The organism is Fulvivirga lutea, from assembly GCF_017068455.1.
Taxonomy (GTDB): domain Bacteria; phylum Bacteroidota; class Bacteroidia; order Cytophagales; family Cyclobacteriaceae; genus Fulvivirga; species Fulvivirga lutea.
Genome location: NZ_CP070608.1, coordinates 1520526 through 1543213, shown reverse-complemented (window position 1 = coordinate 1543213; position 22688 = coordinate 1520526). Strand labels below are relative to the sequence as shown.

16 protein-coding genes are annotated in these 22688 nt (G+C 35.0%); 11 read left to right on the top strand and 5 right to left on the bottom strand.

The window, feature by feature from the left end; all coding sequences use genetic code 11:
- Positions 1–156: 156 nt before the first annotated feature.
- Positions 157–4020: a sigma 54-interacting transcriptional regulator gene (locus tag JR347_RS07015; RefSeq protein ID WP_205723337.1), complete on the bottom strand. Its 3864-nt coding sequence runs from the start codon at positions 4018–4020 to the stop codon at positions 157–159.
- Positions 4021–4214: 194 nt separating this feature from the next.
- Complete coding sequence (locus tag JR347_RS07010) at positions 4215–4835, bottom strand: hypothetical protein (protein WP_205723336.1); 621 nt, start codon at positions 4833–4835, stop codon at positions 4215–4217.
- Positions 4836–5241: 406 nt separating this feature from the next.
- On the opposite strand from JR347_RS07010, the gene JR347_RS07005 reads away from it, so the two are divergent.
- The 10 genes from JR347_RS07005 to JR347_RS06960 all read left to right on the top strand — a co-directional run bounded on the left by JR347_RS07005 (position 5242) and on the right by JR347_RS06960 (position 19951).
- The gene (locus JR347_RS07005) at positions 5242–7020 is read left to right on the top strand and encodes a sensor histidine kinase (protein ID WP_205723335.1); all 1779 of its coding nucleotides are present in this window, start codon (positions 5242–5244) and stop codon (positions 7018–7020) included.
- Positions 7017–7445, top strand: a complete 429-nt coding sequence (locus JR347_RS07000) for a response regulator (protein ID WP_205723334.1) — start codon at positions 7017–7019, stop codon at positions 7443–7445. The genes JR347_RS07005 and JR347_RS07000 overlap by 4 nt, the downstream gene beginning before the upstream one ends.
- Before the next feature lie 3 nt (positions 7446–7448).
- On the top strand, positions 7449–8906 hold the full coding sequence (locus tag JR347_RS06995; RefSeq protein ID WP_205723333.1) for a hybrid sensor histidine kinase/response regulator: 1458 nt from the start codon (positions 7449–7451) through the stop codon (positions 8904–8906).
- Position 8907: 1 nt separating this feature from the next.
- Positions 8908–11283 (top strand): PAS domain S-box protein, encoded by a 2376-nt coding sequence (locus tag JR347_RS06990; RefSeq protein ID WP_205723332.1) that lies wholly within the window; start codon positions 8908–8910, stop codon positions 11281–11283.
- On the top strand, positions 11280–11645 hold the full coding sequence (locus JR347_RS06985; protein ID WP_205723331.1) for a response regulator: 366 nt from the start codon (positions 11280–11282) through the stop codon (positions 11643–11645). The genes JR347_RS06990 and JR347_RS06985 overlap by 4 nt, the downstream gene beginning before the upstream one ends.
- The gene (locus JR347_RS06980) at positions 11645–12301 is read left to right on the top strand and encodes a response regulator (RefSeq protein WP_205723330.1); all 657 of its coding nucleotides are present in this window, start codon (positions 11645–11647) and stop codon (positions 12299–12301) included. Before JR347_RS06985 ends, JR347_RS06980 begins: the two co-directional genes overlap by 1 nt.
- 95 nt (positions 12302–12396) lie before the next feature.
- The gene (locus JR347_RS06975) at positions 12397–13002 is read left to right on the top strand and encodes a sensor histidine kinase (protein WP_205723329.1); all 606 of its coding nucleotides are present in this window, start codon (positions 12397–12399) and stop codon (positions 13000–13002) included.
- A 244-nt stretch (positions 13003–13246) separates the two neighbouring features.
- Complete coding sequence (locus tag JR347_RS06970; protein ID WP_205723328.1) at positions 13247–14221, top strand: PorP/SprF family type IX secretion system membrane protein; 975 nt, start codon at positions 13247–13249, stop codon at positions 14219–14221.
- Positions 14222–14256: 35 nt separating this feature from the next.
- Positions 14257–14685, top strand: coding sequence for a T9SS type B sorting domain-containing protein (locus JR347_RS06965; protein ID WP_205723327.1), 429 nt, complete (start codon positions 14257–14259; stop codon positions 14683–14685).
- A gap of 13 nt (positions 14686–14698) precedes the next feature.
- The gene (locus JR347_RS06960) at positions 14699–19951 is read left to right on the top strand and encodes a PKD domain-containing protein (protein WP_205723326.1); all 5253 of its coding nucleotides are present in this window, start codon (positions 14699–14701) and stop codon (positions 19949–19951) included.
- Between the two features lie 215 nt (positions 19952–20166).
- Here the strand turns inward: JR347_RS06960 and JR347_RS06955 are convergent, their stop codons facing one another.
- Genes JR347_RS06955 through JR347_RS06945 form a run of 3 tightly spaced genes read right to left on the bottom strand, consistent with a single transcriptional unit; the run spans position 20167 to position 21953 of the window.
- The gene (locus tag JR347_RS06955; RefSeq protein ID WP_205723325.1) at positions 20167–20508 is read right to left on the bottom strand and encodes a 5-carboxymethyl-2-hydroxymuconate Delta-isomerase; all 342 of its coding nucleotides are present in this window, start codon (positions 20506–20508) and stop codon (positions 20167–20169) included.
- A 6-nt stretch (positions 20509–20514) separates the two neighbouring features.
- On the bottom strand, positions 20515–21276 hold the full coding sequence (locus JR347_RS06950; protein WP_205723324.1) for a type 1 glutamine amidotransferase domain-containing protein: 762 nt from the start codon (positions 21274–21276) through the stop codon (positions 20515–20517).
- Between the two features lie 35 nt (positions 21277–21311).
- A complete protein-coding gene (locus JR347_RS06945; protein ID WP_205723323.1) occupies positions 21312–21953 on the bottom strand; it encodes a pirin family protein in 642 nt (213 codons plus the stop codon).
- Positions 21954–22050: 97 nt separating this feature from the next.
- Here JR347_RS06945 and JR347_RS06940 point away from each other — a divergent pair, with 97 nt between their 5' ends.
- Positions 22051–22638, top strand: coding sequence for a Crp/Fnr family transcriptional regulator (locus JR347_RS06940; RefSeq protein WP_205723322.1), 588 nt, complete (start codon positions 22051–22053; stop codon positions 22636–22638).
- Positions 22639–22688 lie beyond the last annotated feature (50 nt).

The following is a 22688-nucleotide window of genomic DNA, read 5'->3' as shown; positions in this document are numbered from 1 at the left end:
AGGGGTGTGCCAGTAATATAAAAGCTTGATGTTAAATTTTTAACTGACTGATAGTCAGATATATTCAAAATGTTTCTACTAATCGATGCAATCAAAAACCCACGGAATACCGAGGCTTACCTTGAGTAGAAATCGACTTCCACGAAATGCCGTGAGTTAATTCGGACGTTCGATGTTAAATTTTTTCATCTTATCACGTAGCGTACTTGGTTTAATTTTCAGTTGAACTGCTGCTCCGTTTTCACCTTCAATTTTCCAATTACAAGATTTCAATACTTGGCGAATATGATTCTGCATTACGACATCCAAAGAATTATCATGTTCCCATTTTTCCTGGGTAAACGCGCTGTTTACTACTTCGGGTAAATCAAATGTTTCACCAGAACTTAGAATGATTGCTCTTTCAATAGTATTTTCAAGCTCCCTTATATTACCCGGCCATGTGTAAGCTCTCAAATAATCCATAACAGTTTTAGGAATTACATTCACATTCTTGCTGTGTTTAAGGTTATATTTAGATATAAAGTGTTGTACGAGTATAGGCACATCATCCGGCCGGGATCGTAATGGTGGGATTTTAATAGGAAAAACATTTAACCTGTAAAAAAGATCTTCTCTGAATTTCCCTTCTTTTACCGCCTCTTCCAAATCTTTATTTGTAGCAGTAATGACCCTTACATCAACTTTTTTAGTTGACGTACTACCTAATCTTTCTACTTCACCTTCTTGTAATACCCTCAAAATTTTTACTTGAAGGTCCATCGTCATATCTCCTATTTCGTCAAGAAAAATTGAGCCACCATCCGCTAATTCAAACTTACCCGGTTTACTTGTGGTAGCTCCGGTAAATGCCCCTTTCTCATAACCAAATAGCTCGCTTTCAATAAGGTCTTTGGGTATGGCAGCAGCATTTAATTTAATCATAGGTTTCACAGAACGGTTACTTACGTTATGAATGGCTCTTGCAATAAGCTCCTTACCTGTTCCCGTTTCCCCTGTAATCAAAACTGTAGCATCCGTATTGGCTACCTGTTCTACTTTGTTTAGAACACTACGGAATTCCTTACTTTTAAAGACCATATTTTCGAAGTCATTGGCCTGTTTAATTTCCTCTTGCAGATAAATGTTTTCTTGCTCCAGTTGGGCTTTAAGCTTTTTTACTTCTTCATAAGCCTCTTCTAGTTTCTTTTGTCCCAAGTAATTTTCTGTAATATCCTTAGCTACCATCAGAAGATGAGTTACTTTATCTGCTTGAATGACTGGAACAACATCTACAGATGTTACAAGCAACCCTAAACCAGTTTGTATACTTTGTTGATAAGATATATGTTTTCGATTATCTTTTATTAGATCAAAATTCTTAATCCTTTCTTCAACTTTTTCTTTAGGATATTTGATTAAATCTTCATACACCTCTCTCATAGAGATTCCGATCAGCCTTGATTTTGGAATGTTGAGTTCAAAGAACTTAAGTAACTCTATACTTCTATCATTTATCTCTTCAAGTACGTATCTTTTCTCTTCACATCGAATTAATAGAATAAAATCATTTGTATTACTATATATGAGAGAAAGCTTACGCTCCCTTTCTATTACTTCTTTTTTGGATCGTTTTTCATTTGTTACATCAATTGCCTGGACGAGGATGTTTTCAGGCTCACCTTTCTGATTCCGTATCAAACTGTAATGTGATGTTGAGTAATGTATTTGTCCTAAGGGATCAGTAAACTCGTCTTCAGTTATAAATGATTCACCCTTATCTTTTAATCTATCAATTTGTTTTTTTACTTTCCTTTGTAAATTGTTGTCGCCTTCCCACCCCGGTGAATTCCAAAAATACCGCCCTACAAAACTCTCTTTTGAAACTCTCTGGGTTTTTAGAGCTAAGTCATTAATTTCCAATATTTTACCCTCCATATCTAGAAACGCACTATATTGAAATTGTTGATTGAAAATATTTCTATAGCGCTCTTCACTTTTCCGCATCCTTTCTTCTGACTCCCTTAGAGGAGTGATGTCTTGAACAGTTCCCACGATCCGTGAAGCTTCTCCTTTACCATCTCTAATGACCTGACCATAACCAAGGATATTTTTGACTTTACCACCTACCACAATCCGATATTCGAGATTAATTTCATTGAGCCCATTTCTTTTAATCCTCTCCTCGTAATGGGATCTTACTTTATCCAAATCATCATGATGAATTCTACTAAAAAAGGCTTCTGATAGCTCTTCCTTTTCATCCTTATCAATGCCAAATATTTCCCTGAACTTATTATCAAAATTGGATATATCTTGTTGAGGGTAATTTTCAAATGTTCCAATACTGGCAGAATCCAATACTAATTGAAGAAAATTTTCTGCCTCTCGAATTTCAGTGATGTCTTGTGAGGCTCCCAACATTCGAATAACTTCTCCACTTTTATCCCTGAATATTCGACTATGTGCTAGGATATATTTAGTCTTTCCATTTATTACAATCCGATATTCTATTTCATGACTACTTCTGCCACCTTCTGTTAAAGATTCTTGAAATTCTCTCGTCACTCGCTCTTTATCGTCAGGGTGTACTACATTAAAAAAGTGAGCATTTAGGTCTATATTTAGAGTTGGCTCTACTTCAAATATTTCGAATAATCGATCATCCCAGAAAAGTTGATCTTCTTTTGGGTACCAATCAAATGTGCCGACTTTTGCGGACTCTAAAGTTAATTGCAGCCGTTCTTTATTTTCTTCTAATTTGGCCTGAGATTCTACCGCTGTTGTTATATTTTGCCCTACACTTTGATATTCGATTGGTTTGCCTTCCTCATTAAAAAAAGCCCGATTCATCCACTGATGCCATTCGATGCTACCATCGGCTAGTATCATTTGATTTCTGTCGTAATTGACAGGATTGTCAGGTGTTAGCTCATTTATGATTTTTTTTACTCTTACTAGGCTATTGGCCGGGATTTGATCGTAGAAGCTTGTACCTAGTGCCTCCTCCTCAGTAATACCTAATTTTTCACAGTATGCACGATTAACAAATAACCGCTTTCCATCTGGCTTCCAACGCACGATCATCTCTGACTGGTCATCAGCTATGGATCTCATAAATATTTTTTCCTTTTTTAGTCGGTCTGCCAGATTTTTTTGATGATATAAAAGTCCGAGATGCTTGCAAATACTAAATATTAACTCCGATAAATGTTGGTCCTTTTTCTTCGTACCATCATGAAAAAAAGCCATGATACCATGAATCGAATCATTAAATAAAATAGGAAGTGCGAGGCCTGAATTAATTCCCAATTCATTTGCAATTTCAGCTCTTAAAAAGTCTTTACTTTCAGCTAAATTTTCGATCCATAAATATTTCTTTGTTGCCCAAACTCTTCCAGGTAGTCCAACTCCTTTTTCAAATCTGATTTCTTTGGCGGCTTCACAAAAAGCTTGCAGATCTCTTTTCTTACAATAACAAGCGCCACTATATTTAAGCAGTGAAGCTTCTTCTTGTGGGAGCCAAATTTCAGCTAACGTCCATTGAGAAAAATCGCATAATAGTTTTAGAACCTCATTAAGCGCTTTTAAAAAATCTTCTTCGTGGTGGATGATTTCTGATATTTTTAATAAGAGCTCAATTTCATCTGCCAGGCCAACTTCTGTAGTTTGATTTTCATGTATAATAATCGCATGAAGCTGATCTTCAACTATAATTTGCCTGGCCTTAGCTTTAAACCATCTTTTTTGAGTTGGGGAATGACAAGGGTACGCTACTTCAGCATACTCTTTTTTACGTGAAAGTATTTTTTTGACCTCGGCTATAAATTTCTCAACTTCCGCCTCGCATTTGTTACTAGCATGGAAATAATTGGCGCCTTCAAAGGAAGTGTGTACTGCACCATTTTCACTCGCAAAATCCTTCCATGCCTTATTAACCAGAAGTATATCACCCTGTTCATTTAATAAACAAATATGATGGTCAATTTGATCAAGGATGTGCCCGATAGACTTAAGAGTATTATGCAATGAATTAACCATGCAGAATTTATTTTGTCAATCTTTAACTTAGTATTATTCAATTTATTGAATAGTAATGGTTTTTTATAAAAATAAAATATAAGCATTTTTTAATAAAGATTAAAATCAATAATTCAGTAAATAAAGAAAGGCACTAGCATTAGTGCCTTTCTTGTGAGTTCAAAATTTGACTTTAATTTAGTAGCAAAAAAAACCTAATTATCAGCAAGTAATTGATTTTCAGTAGGTTCTAGAGAAGGCTCAAATAATGCAGGAACTGATTCTTTAAGTTCAAAAATTACATATCCATCAAGCTTAATGAGTTTATACTCATACAAATTTGAAATATATGATTTAGAAGGATTCTTAAACCGTTGGTCTACAACATATCCTCCAGAACTATTCTTAAAGTGAATCTCATTACTTGTTTCTTTAATTAAGTCCTTTTGATCTGATTTTAGTAGTTGACTAAAAGCTTTTAACAGGCCGTCAGTATCTTCTACCTGCACTGCAAAAACAGCCTCTATATCTCGCAAATAATTGAGATCCACCGACTTTAAATAAGCCCAAAAGTTGGCCTCTTGATTTTCAAAAATCAAACTATCAACTGCAGTACTCATCGATACCTTATGCAGCACATCTTTTACAATGTTTAACTCTTGATTCTGCATTAGTGATTTACATTTATCATAATCCTTAGCCTTATATAACTGATAGGCGTGAAATATGTCTGTTGCTAGTTTTTGCGAGTCAGATGGTTTGTTTTCCGGGCCATCATTACCAGCAAATGCGATAGAACTAAGAATAACTAAAAGAGATGTTAATAGAGTTTTCATGGCATTATCATTTTGTTCACTATTCAAATGTATCTCTAAAAAAAAGCCCAAACATCCGTGAATTGCTGATTTTGACGATTACGGGATTCACGTAGAGAACAAGATGTAACAAAGGATTTTGCAAATAATTAATAGGTTTAGGAGAAGCTATCAAGCCACTTGTGTAGATACAAATAAGGGATTTCCTTAAAAACTCAGGTTTTTCAGTAATTAAAAAGTATAAATTTTTAGTTTGTAAATCCCTGATTACTAATGTTGTGGGAGCAATATCCAGTATGTTATTACCTAATAAAATAATAAAAAAGTGAAATTATGATGGTTTTTATTGGTAAATTTATTATATTCATACAATTAATATTTACATTTTTTCAGAATATGAATTAGCACTTCATAAAATAATTTCACTTTGGCGACAAAATTCTTCTTATATGTTGTCATAATAACTTGGCTTACGAGTTGTCAGAATATCTCAGACAATCCTATAACTTCATGTATTGCATCACAAAAACCAGGAATTCATTCTCCTAACTGTCAATTAAAGTTAGCTTCATTCTCAAATGAAGTCCATAAGGATGCTTCGGAGCCAGTTGCCACGAGCCTATTTTATGTTTTTGATACAAGTCAATGGCCGGCAAGATGGAATTGTGGAGTATGGTCTCCTGCACATGGATGGTTATACATAATCTCAGATATTATTACCTGGCTTGCATATTTTTCTATTCCGGGTGTGCTAGGGTTTTACTATATAAAGAAACAAAGAGAGATACCATTCAAATATGTCTACCTTCTATTCATTACTTTCATTTTAGCTTGTGGTTTAACACATTTAATTGATGCTATTATTTTTTGGTGGCCCGCATATAAACTAAGCGCCTGGTTGAGGTTTTTCACTGCAATTGTATCAAGTATTTCTGTAGTAGCCTTGGTTAAGATTGCTCCTTCTGTGATGGAATACAAGGGGCCCAACGCTATTAAGGAGATATTCTCTAAAAAAGTTACTCAACTTTCTATGCTTAATGATCAGCTACAAGAAGAGGTGAAAAAACGTAGTGAAGCCGAACAACGACTACAACAGCTTAACGATTCACTCAGAATAAGTGAAGAGAAGTTTACCTCCATTTTAGAATACTCTGCTATTGGGATGGCAATAGTTTCATTGGAAGGTGATTTTTTAGATGTTAATAACTCCCTCTGCAATACTTTAGGTTATGCCCAAGACGAATTAAAAAGCCTAAATTATCTGGACATCACCCACAAAGATGACTTAGCGATTACCCGTGAAATGATTTCAAAAATGAACAATCTGGAAATTAAAAACTATGAACTAGAAAAAAGGTACTACCATAAAAATGGAAACTTACTTTGGGGCCAGACTAATGTTACCGCAGCTTATGATTCAAATGGGCAGTTGCAATATTTTATCAAGCAAATACAGGATGTCACGGAAAAGAGGCGTCAGGAAATAGAAAAGCAAAAAATTAATAAACAATTAGAGCAAAAGATTATCAGCTTAAAAACCATCAACGAGGAACTTGACTCTTTTACTTACAGCGTATCCCATGACCTACGGTCACCATTAAGAAGTATTAATGGATTCGGACAAGCCTTGAAAGAAGACTATTCAGAAAAGTTGGATGAGTTAGGTAAATCGTATTTAAAAAGAATTATCAAGGCGGCCATAAAAATGGGCGGTTTGATTGATGATTTATTGAATCTATCAAGAATATCAAGGAAACCATTAAAATTTGAGCCTGTCAACTTATCTGAAATTTGTCAACAAATTATTGATGAAAAAGAAGGTTTGGATAAATATGACTTTCAAATTGATAAAGAAATGAAAGCACATGGTGACCTTAATCTTCTAACCATTGCTGCTGAGAATTTAATTAATAATGCCATCAAATATTCTTCAAAAGTCGCACATCCGTTAATACAAATAGGAGTTGACCAAACTGATAAAGTTTTTTACATCAAGGACAATGGTGTCGGTTTTGACACCAACCACTCTGATAAATTATTTGGTCCTTTTCAAAGATTGCATAAGCAAGAAGAGTTTGAGGGTGTCGGAATAGGCCTGGCTATAGTAAAGAGAATAATCACCAAACATGGTGGCAGTATTTGGGCGGAAAGTAAGGTAAATAACGGAGCTACCTTCTATTTCAAACTTGATGAAACAGCGAGATGAAAAGAAAGATTTTACTAGTGGAAGACAATGAAGATGATGTAATACTTACGCTTCGTGCCTTTAAAAAAAATAATATTTTAAATGAGGTAGTAGTGGCCAGAGATGGGGAAGAAGCCCTTGATTTATTGTTTGGCTCAGAAGAAAGAAAACCCATCAAACCCTCAATAATTCTACTCGACTTGAAATTACCAAAATTAAGCGGATTGGAAGTTTTAAAAAGGATAAGAGAAAACGAAAGCACCAAAAATTTTCCTGTGGTTATTATGACTACTTCCAATCAGGAAGATGATGTAGTTAAATGCTATGAAAATGGCGCCAATAGTTATGTAAGGAAGCCTGTAGACTTTACCAGCTTTGTAGATGCAGTTGGTCAACTCGGCTTGTATTGGCTCGTCATTAACTATCCATATCCAGAAACTGAATAGGTAATGGATAAATCAATTAAAATATTAGTTGTAGAGGATGAAGTCGAGGATTATGAATTAATACGTCTCGAACTTAAGAAGGCTAACTTACAATTTCAGTCTAAGCGGGTAGCTTCCAAAGATGAATTGTATAATGAGTGTAATTCATTAGAATACGATTTGATCTTATGCGATAATAAACTTCCGGCTATGGATGCTACGTCAGCTCTTAAAATTGTTCGTGAAGTAAATCAGGAAATTCCATTCATTATTGTTTCTGGTACTATTGGAGAAGAGAATGCAGTAAAATTAATGCGTTTAGGAGCAAATGACTATGTGAATAAAGCAAATCAGAATCGCCTGATTGCAGTATTGAAGAGAGAGATTAAAGAATATGAAGTAAAGAAAAGTCAGAAAGAATATAGAAAGAACTTAGTTCTGAGTGAGCTCAGATATAAGAATCTAATGGAAAGTATCTCTGACATATTCTTTGCCATTGACGATAAACTTCATTTGTTATTTTGGAATACAGCTACAGAGAGGGAATTTCAAAAGAAAGTAGAATTAAACGCCCATTTGCTTTCGTTATTTCCAGAGTGGGCGGAGGAAGAGCTACTTATTACTATACAAAAGACAATTGACACTGGACAAAAGCAAACATTCAATCTGAGGAGTCAAATTAAAAACAAAATCGAATACTTTGAGGGCACAGCTACCTCTTCAAATTTTGGTGCTACTGTCTTAATACGAAAAGTAACCGAAAAGTACTTAAATCAAAAAAATCTGGAGAAGCTCAATAATGAATTGGAGGTTTTACTTTACAGAATTGGTCATGATTTGAAGGGACCTGTATCTTCTGTTGAAGGTCTGTTAAATATCATGCAAATGACCTCTGATTATGATAAGGAAAAGTTCATCAATATGATGTCTGTGAGGGTTGGTCATTTAAAAAAAACATTGAAAGTACTTCGTGATGTAGCCAACATAAAATATGGGAAATACATCCAGTACGAAATACATGTTAATCAGGCAATTCAAGAAATAATTGATTCTATTTCGTCAAATTATAATACAAGCTTGGTCTCCATAAATACACTTATTGATAAGAAGCTAAAGATAAAAGGAGATATTTTATTATTTAAAAGCATCATTCAAAACCTGATTGAAAATGCGATTAAATATGGCGCTGATGTCAATGGCAGGGTTACTATTGAGCTGGAAATAAGGGAATCAGGCAATGATATATTAATTAAAATTCTAGATTCCGGGAAGGGCATACCAGAACCACTGCAGGATAAAATATTTGACATGTTTTATAGAGGAGATGAGAGATCTGACGGGTCGGGATTGGGACTATATATTGTTAAGCAAGCAGTAGAAAAATTACATGGTAAAATAGCTGTAACAACTGAAGTTAATAAAGGTACGCTATTCACCATACTCATACCTCATTCCGAGCAATTACAATTAAATACCCAATAGCATGATAGAAAATGATGCTAATAAGAATAACGAAGAGAAATTCACCAATGAATTGATCAAAATATTAATCGTAGAAGATTCAGTGGATGACTATGAGTTAATCTTAAGGGTTATAAATCGATCAGGTCTTAACGCTGAGACGAAACGAGTAGAATCTCCTACCGAATTGCGAGATGCACTGAAAGATAATAAGGACTGGAATTTAATCATCAGTGATTACAGTCTCCCCGGATTTAACGCCATTGAGGCCTTGCGCATCACAAAAGAAATTAACCCTCACATACCCTTTATACTTGTTTCTGGTACTGTGGGAGAAGAAACCGCAGTAGAGGCCATGAAAATGGGGGCAGATGATTTTATTTTAAAAGATAATATTATAGATAACCATGAATCACGGTTTATTCCTGCGATCAAAAGAGAGATTGTAGATTATAGAAATCAACTTAAAATGTTGAAAACTAAAAGTCTACTCGACAAAAGTCGGTTGTATTATCAGTTGTTGGCTCAGAATGTACAGGATTTGGTATGTATTCATGATACCACCGGAGAGTTTTCCTGGGTAAGCCCCTCATCCATAAAGGTATTGGGGTATTCTCAGGAAGAGCTTCTATCATGCTCCTATTTTTCATTGATACATCCTGATGATGTAAATAGAGTAAAGGACTTGGTTTTTAAGCACATACAAAGTGGAGCAATAGTAGAACTACAAAGATTCAAATACAAAATCAAACGCAAAGATCAAAATTACATCCATCTGGAGACACTTGCAGAACCAATTTACATGCATGGTGAACTTCACAATATTGTAAGCACCTCTAGAGATATCACTGAACAAATACAGGCTTACAAGCTACTTGAAGAAAATCAGGCCAAATATGAAAGTGTACTGGAATCTATGACTGAAGGAGTAGCCTTAGTTGACTCAGAAGAAAAAATTTTAAATGCAAACAAGAGTGCCAAACACTTTTTGAAAATCGAAGAGTTGGACCAAATAACTTTTTCAAAATTGATTTTCAATAATTTTGCAGTATTTGATAGTGAAAACAATCCTTTGCAGAGATCCGACTTTTTTACAGTTAAAGAGGACATTAACGAAAAGACTCAATTTAATTTTATTTATAAGCTAAAAAATGGCTCTAAACACAAATGGTTGATCTTTAATAGTGCTCCTTATAGCATCCATGAAGAAAAACTTGGAGCAGTTATTTCATTTAGGGATGTAACCAGCTCTTATGAAAGTGAAAAGAAATTAAACAGGCTTGCTCAAGAACTTGTACAGTTAATCAAGACTGCAAACGCCCCCATATTTGGTATTGATAAAGATGGTAAAATCACAGAATGGAATGATTTCGCCCAGAATATTACAGGTTATGCCAAAAAAGAGGTTTTAGGAAAGAACCTCTTTGAGAAGTTCGTAATGGTCAATGAACAAGAAAAAGTAAGAGATTTCATTTCGTTCATCATCGAGGATGGCATTACAAGTAATTGTGAATTATCTCTAAAGACCAAATCAGGTGAAATAGTTATTTTTCTTTTCAGTGGTAATACAAGGATAGATTTCGAAACTGGAGATGTGGGGATAATCTGTGTTGGACAGGACATTACCGAATTAATTGAATATCGAAATCATCTTGAATATCGGGTTGAAGAACGCACCAGGGATTTGAAAGCGGCACTTGAGAAGGAAAAAGAATTGGTTCTCATGCAAACCAAATTTGTTTCTATGGCTTCTCATGAATTTAGGACACCATTGTCAAGTATCAAGTTTGCAGCTGATTATATCAAGAATTATTACCTTAAAATAGATTGGGAGAAAGTTAATGTGAAGTTGGAAAACATTATAGAGCAAGCTGATCATATGACGCATCTCCTGGATGATATTCTGGAAATTGGTAAGGATAAGGCAGGTAAGATTAAAGTTGAAAAAAGTGTATTCAATTTAAAAGAACATTGTGAAAAGCTCATTATTGAAGTTCAAAATCAAAGTAAAAATTCTCATGTTGTTGATTTTAAATTCTCATCAACAAAAGAAGAGGTATATTTAGATAATAAGCTTATTCGAAACATAATAAACAATTTACTCAACAATGCAATCAAATTTAGCCCTGAACGAGATGTAGTCAAATTGGACGTTTCGATAAATAATGACTTAATTATAATTATAGTTGAAGACAAAGGGATTGGTATCCCTGAAAATGAATTAGGTAATATTTATAACGAGTTTTATAGAAGCAAAAATGCTACATCAATTCAGGGTACCGGGTTAGGATTGTCTATAATTAAAAAGGCCGTGAATCTTTTAAAAGGCACCATCGAATTAGAAAGTAAAATAGAAAAGGGTACCAAATTCAAGGTGACATTGCCTCTTAAAGAATGAAAAGAATATTAATTGTTGACGATATCGATGACTTGCGCGAAAATATTCGAGATATACTTGAAATGGAAAATTTTCAAATTTCTACAGCTCGAAACGGACTGGAGGGTTTAGAAAAAATTATGATGGAGAAACCGGATTTAGTAATTACTGATTTACTTATGCCTGAGATGACTGGCCTCGAACTTTTACAGAAAGTAAAAGAAACGGACGCAACGAAGGATATACCTGTAATTATATTCTCAGCTCTTACTGATCCAATAAATATGGAAATCGCAAAATCACTTAATGTGGATGGGTATATAACAAAACCTTGCTCCTCTACTGACTTATTGGACGAAATTCATAAAATAATTAATGTGTGATGAAGAGTATTAAAGTGCTTTTAGTAGATGATCACAAGCTTCTCTTAGAAGGTATAGATGCTATGCTTAGTAATCTGGAATTCATCAAAATCATTGGTAAGGCTACAAGTGGTGAAGAAGCTATTAATGAAGCAAATGACAAAAACCCTGATGTGGTGCTCATGGATATTATTATGCATGGGATGACCGGAATAGAGGCATCAAAATGGATTAAAGAGCAGAACTCAGAAATTAAAATCATTCTAATATCAAGTGATGTCTCTGAAGAGTTAGTGCAATTGGCTATTCAAGCTGGTGTTGATGGGTATTTGCCCAAGAATGTTGACAAAAAAACACTTGTTGAAGCAGTAAAAACAGTACATGATGGTGAACGATTTTTTTCAAAGGATGTCACTAAAGTTGTAATGGATGCCATGTACAATGCAAAGAATAAACCCAAATCAAAACCCACTAAATCCAGCGAACTTACTAATCGAGAATTTGAGGTACTTCAACAACTAGCCTTAGGAAAATCAAATCATGAAATTGCTGATGAATTGTTTATAAGTGTAAAGACTGTTGAGACCCATAAGGGAAATTTAATGGCAAAGTTAGATTTAAAAAATGCGGTTGATCTTGTAAAATATGCCATAAAGAATAAGATTATTGAGATCTGATAAGTAGAATACGTACCTTTTTATAAGGATTTCCCTGCAATCAAAATCAGCAATTCCCTAATTTCTATTTCATTTGGTATGCTCATATTTACCTCATGACTAAAACGAAAAATATGGGGCTACTTAATCATCAAATAAAATTTCCTATTGATTCATTAGAAGAACCAGTAAGCACGTTTGAAGAAAACTATATAAGACATCTAAAAGGGCATTTATCCGGGTATGAACCTAATATAAATATGGTAAAAGTAGATGTTAGTGCCCACCTCAACCGTGCTGTAATAAGAGCTAAAAAATATCTTGATACTTCTCGAATAAGTATTTCACAACGTGTAAAAGGAGCTTTTACATTCTACTCTTACCCAGATTATTTTCAATTTATTTTGAATCAAATTATCGAAAATGGCATCATTTATTATGATCAAAGAAAGACCAATTCGTTTTTAGACATAGAGTTAAATATTGAAAAAGAAAAACTATTTATTGATGTTATAGATAATGGCATCGGAGTTCCGAAAGAGCATATTCCCAATATCTTCACCTGCTATTTTCGCTTATCTCATAAATCTAAAGGATTTGGCATCGGATTAGCCCTGGTGAAGCAGTTTGTCGAAGAAATGAATGGAAGTATTTATTTTGATTCAGCTTTTCAGGTTGGTAGTCATTTAAAGATTCAGCTTCCTAATATGTTTCATTTATAGTTTCTAACCTCACTTACTAAGCCCCCACCTAACTTAGGTTTAAGGTCATTACTAGTTAAAGCACCTGGTAGTCAACCCCTTTATAAGAGTGGGTCAATACACTTTTTCTGAATTCTAGTAAATAAGAGTAGTATATAAACCTGATATTTTAAGTGTTTTACTGATTTTTCAAATTGAGAAAATCTCTGATTTCTGGCGGTACCTAATACTTCATATTTGGAGTATCAATTTTAAAAATACGAATATGGCACGTCAGATATTATTAACCTTCATCTTAGGATTTGTTTCTTATTCTTACTCTACTGCTCAAGACGCACACTTCTCCCAATTCTATGCGAACCCTACCTATTTGAACCCATCGCTAGTTGGAATGGCTGGAAATATAAGAACTACGGTCGCTCATAGAGAACAAGGCACTGATACCTACAAATATTCAACTTCCATGTTCTCATTTGATGCTTCCTTAGGTGGGCGTTCAGGTTGGGGTATTCAAATTATTAATGATAGCCAAATGAATGGTGTTTTGAAATCTGTTTCTTACGCTGCCACCTTAGGTCATCGTATAGACATCAACAGAGATTCAAAACTTGCATTTGGTATTCAGGTTGGGGCGTATCAAAAAAAACTAGACTGGAGCTCTTTGACCTTTGAGGATCAGTTACATCAAAGAAATGGGGTTGTAGTTAATACTCAGGAGCGGTTTGGAAATGAAAATGTTACCCAGGCTGACGTTCATGTTGGTTTATCATATTCATCAGAAACCATTTATGGTGGACTTAAATTGAGCCATTTAAACAAGCCTAAGGAGAACTTTTCACTTGATTCTGAAACTACTATTCCGATTAAAACAACGGTTCATTTGGGAGCCATGCTTCCAATTTCAGGATTAAGAAATGATGGTCAATATGTTTCGCCCAATGTGATTTATGAAAAACAGGCCGAATTTGATTACCTGCATCTTGGGCTCTATTATGGAAATGGTATTTGGACTGCCGGAATGTGGTACCGACTAAATGATGCAATCATTACTTCTCTTGGTGTCAATATTTCAAAATTCAAAATCGGTTACAGTTATGATTTTGCAATTAGTGGTTATAAAACTACCAATGATAATGCGCATGAAATATCGATAGGCTACCAGTTTGATGTCGTAAAAAAATTTAAGGTCAAGAACAAGTACAAAGGTAAGTGTCCTTCATTCCAAAAATACCTCTTCTAGTAAACCATGTATAACAATGCTTAAATAAGAAAAACATGAAAACTCTAATTACAACCATCTTGATATGTTTAAGTACTCATGTATTTGCGCAACTACATGATAATCAGTCTATTAATTATAGAATTGTGGCCGTAAGCAATGATAATCCACGCATAGAAAGTGTTTCTAATGAAGTAAAACTCTTCTTACCAATGAAGCTTTATTTGCCATCGGCCTTTACCCCAAATAATGACGGTTTGAATGACACCTTTGGTGCTGTTGGTGAGGGCATTGAGAAATACAATCTGGTAGTATATAACAGGTGGGGAGAACCAGTATTTGAAACTAACAGCGCAAGCGCAAAATGGGATGGTACCTACCATGGAACGCCTGTACCGTTTGGAAGCTACACCTACAAACTCGTGGCATATGGTAAAGAGTTTGGTCAGGTGAATAAGACCGGAAGTGTGATGGTCATCAATTAAAAATCAAAGAATAATGAGAGCTTTATTATCGCTATTAATTTGTATCAGCTTTGTGCCAACTTTTGGACAATCTGAATCTATTTCTGCCTCAAAATATACAGGATGCATCCCATTTAGTGTAAGTTTTTCTTATACAGGAGGAAGTGCCACTTCGTATTTATGGGATTTTGGGAATGGCAAAACCTCTACTGTAGCATCTCCGTCAATATCTTATGAGGCCTTGGGCAGTTATGAAGTTAAATTGACAGTGAATAAATCAGATGGATCATCAAGTCAATTAACACTACCAAAAATAATAAAGGCCATTGCATACCCAGAAGTTAAATTCAGTACAGCAGCCACTTCCGTATGTATTAATTCGCCAATAGATTTTTTTAATACCACTACAGATGCGGTACGATATGTTTGGGATTTTGGTGATGGAAAAACCTCAGTTGAAAAGAATCCTCAACACACTTATACTAAAAGTGGTAAATACACAGTGTCACTAATTGCCTATAATGAAGAAGAGTGTTCTAAGGTACTCACCAAAACTAACCTTGTTGAGGTTATTGGTGTTGAGGAAATTCTAATAGCTGCTGATGATCGTAATTCATGTATTAGTTCCCCTACTGTAAGTTTTGATACTTCAGTGGATTATGACTCCTACGCATGGGATTTTGGGGATGGTGGCACTTCAAACCTTTCGAACCCTGTACATACCTATACTCAAACAGGGGCTTACGATATTTCCGTTGAAGTAACTTCTGAAAATGGATGTTCAGCCAAGAAATCTTTTGACAAATTCATACACATTTACGACTTACCCAATCCTATAATTGCTCAATCTGATTCCATTATTTGCGAAGGAAGTGTCATTGATTTCTCAGGAAACTTTAAAACTACTGATGCTGTATTGTGGCAATTTAGTGATGGCTTTACAACGGATAAAAAACAATTCTCAAAAGATTTTACAGATGCTGGTATTTATACTTATACAGTTCAAGTAACGAGTAAAGAAGGCTGTACTAACACTATTATTCCAGAGAATTCTATTGATGTAAAAAATATTTCTCAACCAGATATTGATTTAGGCATAACAGAGGGCTGTATTCCGTTTGTAGGTCATTTAGTGAATAATACACCTGGAGTGTTATCATCCGAATGGGTTATTAATGGCAAAAAATTAGTTGGGCCTTCTACTGATTTTGAATTAAATGATCCTGGAAAATATTCCCTTAAAGCCATATTAACGTATAGTTCAGGTTGCACTAAAACTGTAGAATATGACTCCATTTTTAATATTTACTCTGCTAAGAACAAAATCATAGCATCATCAATCAGTGGTTGCAGTCCTGTAGAAATTGAATTCACCCTGGAAGACCAGAAAGTAACTAATCCATTTTGGGAAATTGGAGGTATTACAAGTACAGAAATCAATCCTGTTTTAACATTTGATAATCCTGGAGAATATCCTGTAAGTGTGCATTTTATAAACAAGTTTGGATGTGATCAGCAACTTAACTTAAAAAATATGATCAGGGTATTTCCTAACGAAATTGAATACGACACCCCTGAACAAGTAACTACCTGTCAGTCAACGGAGGTTTTCTTTAATGGTGATGTTGGCAAAGATTTTTGGGAGTGGGATTTTGGTGATGGTGTAAAATCAAACGAACCTCACCCAGTACATTCATATGAGAAAATTGGAACCTACACAGTTACTTTAAGAACTAATAACATTCATGGCTGTGAGAGCTACATTGACAACTATAATCAAATTGAGGTTGATAAAGTAGAAGCCAAAATAACTTCTAATTTAGTTGATACTACAGCCGGATGTCCCAATTTTACCATTCAGTTTAATACTGAGAAAAAAACCGGAGCCTCTTACTTCTGGGATTTTGAGAATGGCACTACCAGCACGGATCAAAATCCGATAATTGATTTCTCTACCAATGGACAAACTAACGTACAGCTAACAGTAACAAATGAAAACGGCTGTTCTAATACTACGTCTCAATTAATTAGTTCTCCTTGGCCGTATTGCTCATTGGATGATGAAGAAGGTGATAATCAATTCGCAGACACAACATTTGTATATAAACATATCATTAAATTATGTGGAAGCCCGGCTGAAGTGAATTTTACAAACCCAAGATGGCAGGCAGAATCATGGCTGTGGGATTTTGGTGACGGTACTAATTCAACCGAAAAATTTCCTTCACATATCTATACAAATGACGGTCATTATTATGTTGGTTTAATCTCTTACTATGATAATGGGAATATTGATACACTAGATGTTTACTCAGAAGTGATCATCGAAAAACCAAACGCTAATTTTAGTTATTTAGAAGAATTTAATTGCTCTGGCTATACGGTCACATTCAATCAAGACATCGACAATTATAAATCAACAACATGGGATTTTGGTGATGGACAATTGAGCCTAGATTCAAATCCAACACATACCTACAAAGAACAGGGAGTGTATCAAGTTTCATTAAAAGTAGAAGATGCCTCAGGCTGTACTTCAAAAGTTCTTAAAAATGTGATCGTTGGAAATGACTATGTGATTTTCGATTATCCAACCAATTTATGTGAGAATGACTCCTTAATTATCAACCATAATATTAAAGGGTTTGAGACTTTGGTATGGGATTTTGGTGATGGTGAAGTAAGCACCGAAGACCTGCCAGTTCATGCTTACAAAAATGCAGGGACCTATCAAATTCAAGTAAAAGCTCATGGGTTAGATGGTTGCTCTCAGAACATTACTTTGCCAGAGGAAGTAACATATAATACGCCAAAGGCTGATTTTATTGTGAATAAAACTGATGGGTGTAATTCATTGAACGTTACATTCACAAACAATTCTACAGATGCTTCAAGCTTTCTTTGGCTATTTGGAGATTCTAGTACTTCATCAAAAGTAAATGTAAGCCATCAGTATAATTCTGGTACGTACGATGTTGAACTGATTGCTACAAACAATTCTTGTAGCAATACACTAAGTCGAAAAAATCTGATCGTAGTTGATTCTATCAGCGCTGACTTCTCTTACAGCCAAGAACAAACCTGTCTTCCTGCTAAGGTAGATTTTATCAATAATAGTAAAAATGCAGTCAGTTGGCAGTGGGACTTTGGGGATGGAACAATTTCAACTGAAGAAAATCCAAGCCACATATTCAATTCTGTACCTGATAAACCTGTTCAACTTACAGCAATATCAGATAGTGGATGTTCTATTACAGTCAAAAAACAAATAAACTCCTTCCTTACAGTAGATTTTGCAGTTTCAAACACCGAAATTTGTAAGGGTCAAGAATTGGTATTTAATAATCAGTCTAAGGGTGCAAAAAGCTATATCTGGGACTTTGGTGATGGAACAACTTCGGACCTCATTAATCCAGTTCATACATTTTCTGAACCAGGCCTGTACGACATTACACTCATCGCAACAAGTATAGATGGTTGCAATGACAAAGTAGTAAAAACGAGCTATATAAAGGTTAATTACGTAGAAGCTGAGTTTGAAATTGGTGAGACTGACTCAAAATGTGCTCCTCTCTTAATTGACTTCACTAATAATTCAAAGAATGCCACACAGTATCATTGGGATTTTGGGGATGGGGCCTTCTCTTCCAGTGTTGATCCAATCCATGTTTATTCAGACATAGGGCAATTTGACGTTACCATTATTGCCAGTGATGATATCGGTTGTTCAGATACATTAATAGTTAAAGATGCAATCAGCTCAAAAGGACCGAATTCTAAGATTGTACTTTCAGACTCTATTGTTTGTCATCCAGATCAAATTACTTTTAACGATACATCGACTGTTGCAGTACGATGGGAATGGCTCTTTGGTGATGGTAATTCTTCCTCGTTAAAAAGTCCTAGCCATGAATATGAATTACCTGGGGTTTATGACATATCATTAGTTTCATATGATGACAATGGCTGTAATCAATTTACCAAATTTGATTCAGTTGTTGTTATACCTACACCTAAAGCATCGTTTGAGGTTGATACATATAACCAGTGCTTACCAGTTTCCATAGATATTACCAACAAGTCCAGCAACTTACAGAACCCCACATTTAAATGGTTATTTGGTGATGATGAAACATCAACTTTAGAGAACCCCGAACATACTTACACGAAGCCCGGTGTATATCAAATAAAGATGGAGGTCTCAAACGAAGGATTCTGTACAGATAGCTTTGAGCTCTCAGAAAAAATTACCGTGTACGACACTACTTTTAGAAAACAACCTGATATCTACCGAATATCAGTTATCGACAATCAGGAAATAGATATAAATTATGATGAATACAAATTGAATAATTTAAAGTATCATGTATTGTATAAGAAATGCACATTTGAACCCGACTACCTTCCATATGATACATTATGGTCTACATCTAATGATTTATATCGGGATTTAAATGTTAAACTAAATGAAAATCCGTATCACTATAAAATTCAATCTCAAGGGTATTGTTATGAGCCTGCACCATTAGAGGACTTAATTCAGTACAAAACAATTTATGTTAAATCGGAACTTATCCGGGATTCAATTCAACTCACTTGGAACCACTACGAAGGGCATGATTTTGAAAACTATTTAGTATCGAGAAGACCAGAAGGAGGCGATTGGGAGCCCGTGGAAGTCATTTCAAAAGATCAAAATAGTTATAAAGAGAATGAGGCTCTCTGCCCAGGTGAATATTATTATTGTGTACGGGCATTGAATTTGAATGGAAGTCAATATTATTCAGAAAGTAATTTCTCCAGCATTACAGTCGAAAAAAACATGTTTGAGCAGCAACATGTGAATATCGTTAGGACTACAGTTGTGGATGATCAAAGTATATTAACCGAATGGAATGAACCAACTATAGCTTCTGACAAAGTTGTTGGTTATGATATTCTACGAAAAAATGGAAATGAATTTGAACTAATAGATTATGTGCCCAAAGGTATTACCAGCTATTATGATGAAGAGGTAGATGTACAATCCGAAAGTTTTACTTATCAGATACGGGTAATCAACGAATGCGATATTGAAACTACACTTAGCGGTGAAAGTAATTCTATTTTACTTCAAAAAACAACTGACAATTACGTAAACAAATTAAATTGGACGCCATATCAGGGATGGCATGGTGGGGTTAGTAAATACAAACTTCAAAAGTTAGATGAATACGGTCAGTGGATCACAGTTGAAGAGATAGACAGTACGAATTTTAAGACAGTTATAGATTTGTCGAAGGAATAAAATCTCTTTAAGTCAGTTTCGATTAAAACATACGGCTTCAATTCTTAATCTTTAAATAAGAATAATTATGTAACTTATTGATAAACAATGATATATGGGAAGAGGGTAAATTTTCGTTATCCGACTAAAACAAAAGGCATCGATAATTATATGATGCCTTTTGTTTAATTTTCGTCCATGTTGCTTATGAAGATATTTTAGTGATATTGAAGTATTTAAACCATCGATCGATTACAATAATTGGCCTTTTCAAAGTCTCTAACGTTCATGGAAATAAAAGGCACATTAGGTAGCATGTTTTTAAGCGCTGCGACAATCGATTCGGAAAGTTTCAGTTTTTGCTCATCCGTTCTCCCTTCCATGATGTTGCCAAATACGTTCAAAAAGGCTTCTGACTCACCAATATTATAATGTTTAAATGGGTTTATTCTCACTTTAATGTCTCCTTTAGCGAAAAGGCTCGATGAATCTGCAGTGTCATACACCTTTTGCATAATTCTTTCCGGAGATTCCTGATTCAACACATTCTCTGAACAGTCTATTATAAAATGTGGCATGGTTGTTTATTTTAGTTCTTTTTCAATTTCAATAATCATTTCCTTGGCTACTATAGCCGAAGATGGAAGAAACATGGTGGTTACAATTCTTTGATCAATAACCACATCGTGTTTATCGTTCAAATCATTTTTAGTTTGAAAAATGCCTCCATTAGCTCTCAATTGATCTTCCAGCATTATTGGTAATAGAGTTCCTTCTTTTGCCCAACTTTTAGTTACCTCGGTTGAATTTGGGAAACCCGTTACTTTTTTGCCCTTAACCATAAACTCCCCATTACTCAGTTTAACATTGGCTAAAGCACCCGGCCCATGCCCATAACCACCCACTATTCCCCCATTTTCGTAAATACCAGCAATTATTGATTGTATTTCTTTGTTATAGGCCACATCGAATAACGGTCCATAACCGCCACCAACAAATACTGCTTTATAGTTTTTATAATCTACCTCATCAGGTGTTGATGAATTTTCAACCTTCTCATTAAATTTTTCATACTTAATGGTATAACTACTAATGCCAACAGGATCCATCGAAAAAGGTACTTTTCCACCAGTTGGAGATACAAAATCTACTGCATAACCATGAGAAACAAATATGTGATATGGGGGAGCTACTTCCCAAAGATTGTTCCCAGCAAAGTGTTTTTCAGTATCACCCATATCCTCTGTATTTGATACAACAATCAGTATTCTGCCTTTTTCATTTGTATCGTTGTTACAAGAATTAAAAAGTAACAGCAACGATAGTATTATGAATCCTCTATTCATCTTTTTAGTCATTTTTTACAATAGTTAGTCTATTTTCAATTCAATGTACCTTTTTGTACTAGCTCACCGTAGATTTTATTAATCTTCATTTGGCTAGCCTGCAAATTAGATTCAGAGGTATGTATTGAGCCTCTCCCAAACACCAGATCATGTTCAAACTTCTTCGCAGAGCCTAATAAAAAGCTGGCACCATGCTCCGATGAAAATTCAACCGGTTGATTACCTTCTTCAAACACAATTAACTCCCCAACTGAAGCAATGAGTGCCCCACTCAACTTTCCCTCATACACCACCAACCATAAAATATCATGAGATTCCGGTGGAGTATACGTCCATTTCTCTTCAGGACCGAGATTAACGTCCAGGTAATTCATATCGTTAGGAGGATCAATTTTGCTTTTGATTCTTTCATGCTCACCAAGAAGAATTTTAAACCTTTCATTACGAAATATTTCATCAGGTGTTACATAAACGCTTTTTGCATCAGCCGTTTCAAGCTCAGGAGGAAGTGAAATCCAGAGCTGGAATCCTAGTGTAGGCTGATCTTTAAGCAGCATGCCCTTATGCCATGCCCCTGAACCAGCTTGTAGGTATTCAATATCTCCGGCTCTGAATGAAACCTTGTTTCCAGTTCTTTCATCAAAATAAAAATAGGAAGATATTAGTTTAAACCGCAATTTGGCCTTTTGTTATTTCGATTGCTGCTTAATTATAAAAGTTCAAAGAAAAAATGAAGATCGTAAATCATTAACTTAGAAATAGTTTTATTGAATTATGTCAATTGAGCTTATTAGAAATATCAGGGAACTTGTAACCCTTTCTAGTGAGGAGGAGGAATTGGTAAAGGGGTCATTCGAGCCTCGGCATCTTAAAAAGAAAGAATACCTTCTCTATAAAGGGGATATCTCAAACCATATGCGATTTATAGAAAATGGCTGCCTCCGCTCCTATTACATTAACGAACAGGCCCATGAGCGAATATTGCAATTTGGAATTGAAGGCTGGTGGGTAAATGATTTATACAGCTATCTAACTGAAACTCCGGCACAACTTTTTGTTCAGGCGCTGGAACCCACTACTGTATTACAAGTCCACCGAAATAAACTAAATACGTTATTTGATGATGTGCCTTCAATAGATCGGTTTTTCAGGTTTAAAATGCAAAATGCATATGTATCTCTTCAAAACCGAACCATACATACTATGAGTGACTCTGCTGAAACCCGTTACCTGGAATTTATAAAAACATATCGGGAAATAGAGCAAAGAGTGCCGCAATATATGATTGCTTCTTATTTGGGGATTACCCCTGAACATTTGAGCACTATTCGCAAAAATAGGATGAGACAAGATCTTTCTTAAGATACCTTAATTTTTAGTAAGGTACCGCTTCCAACCTTTGTACTGTAATC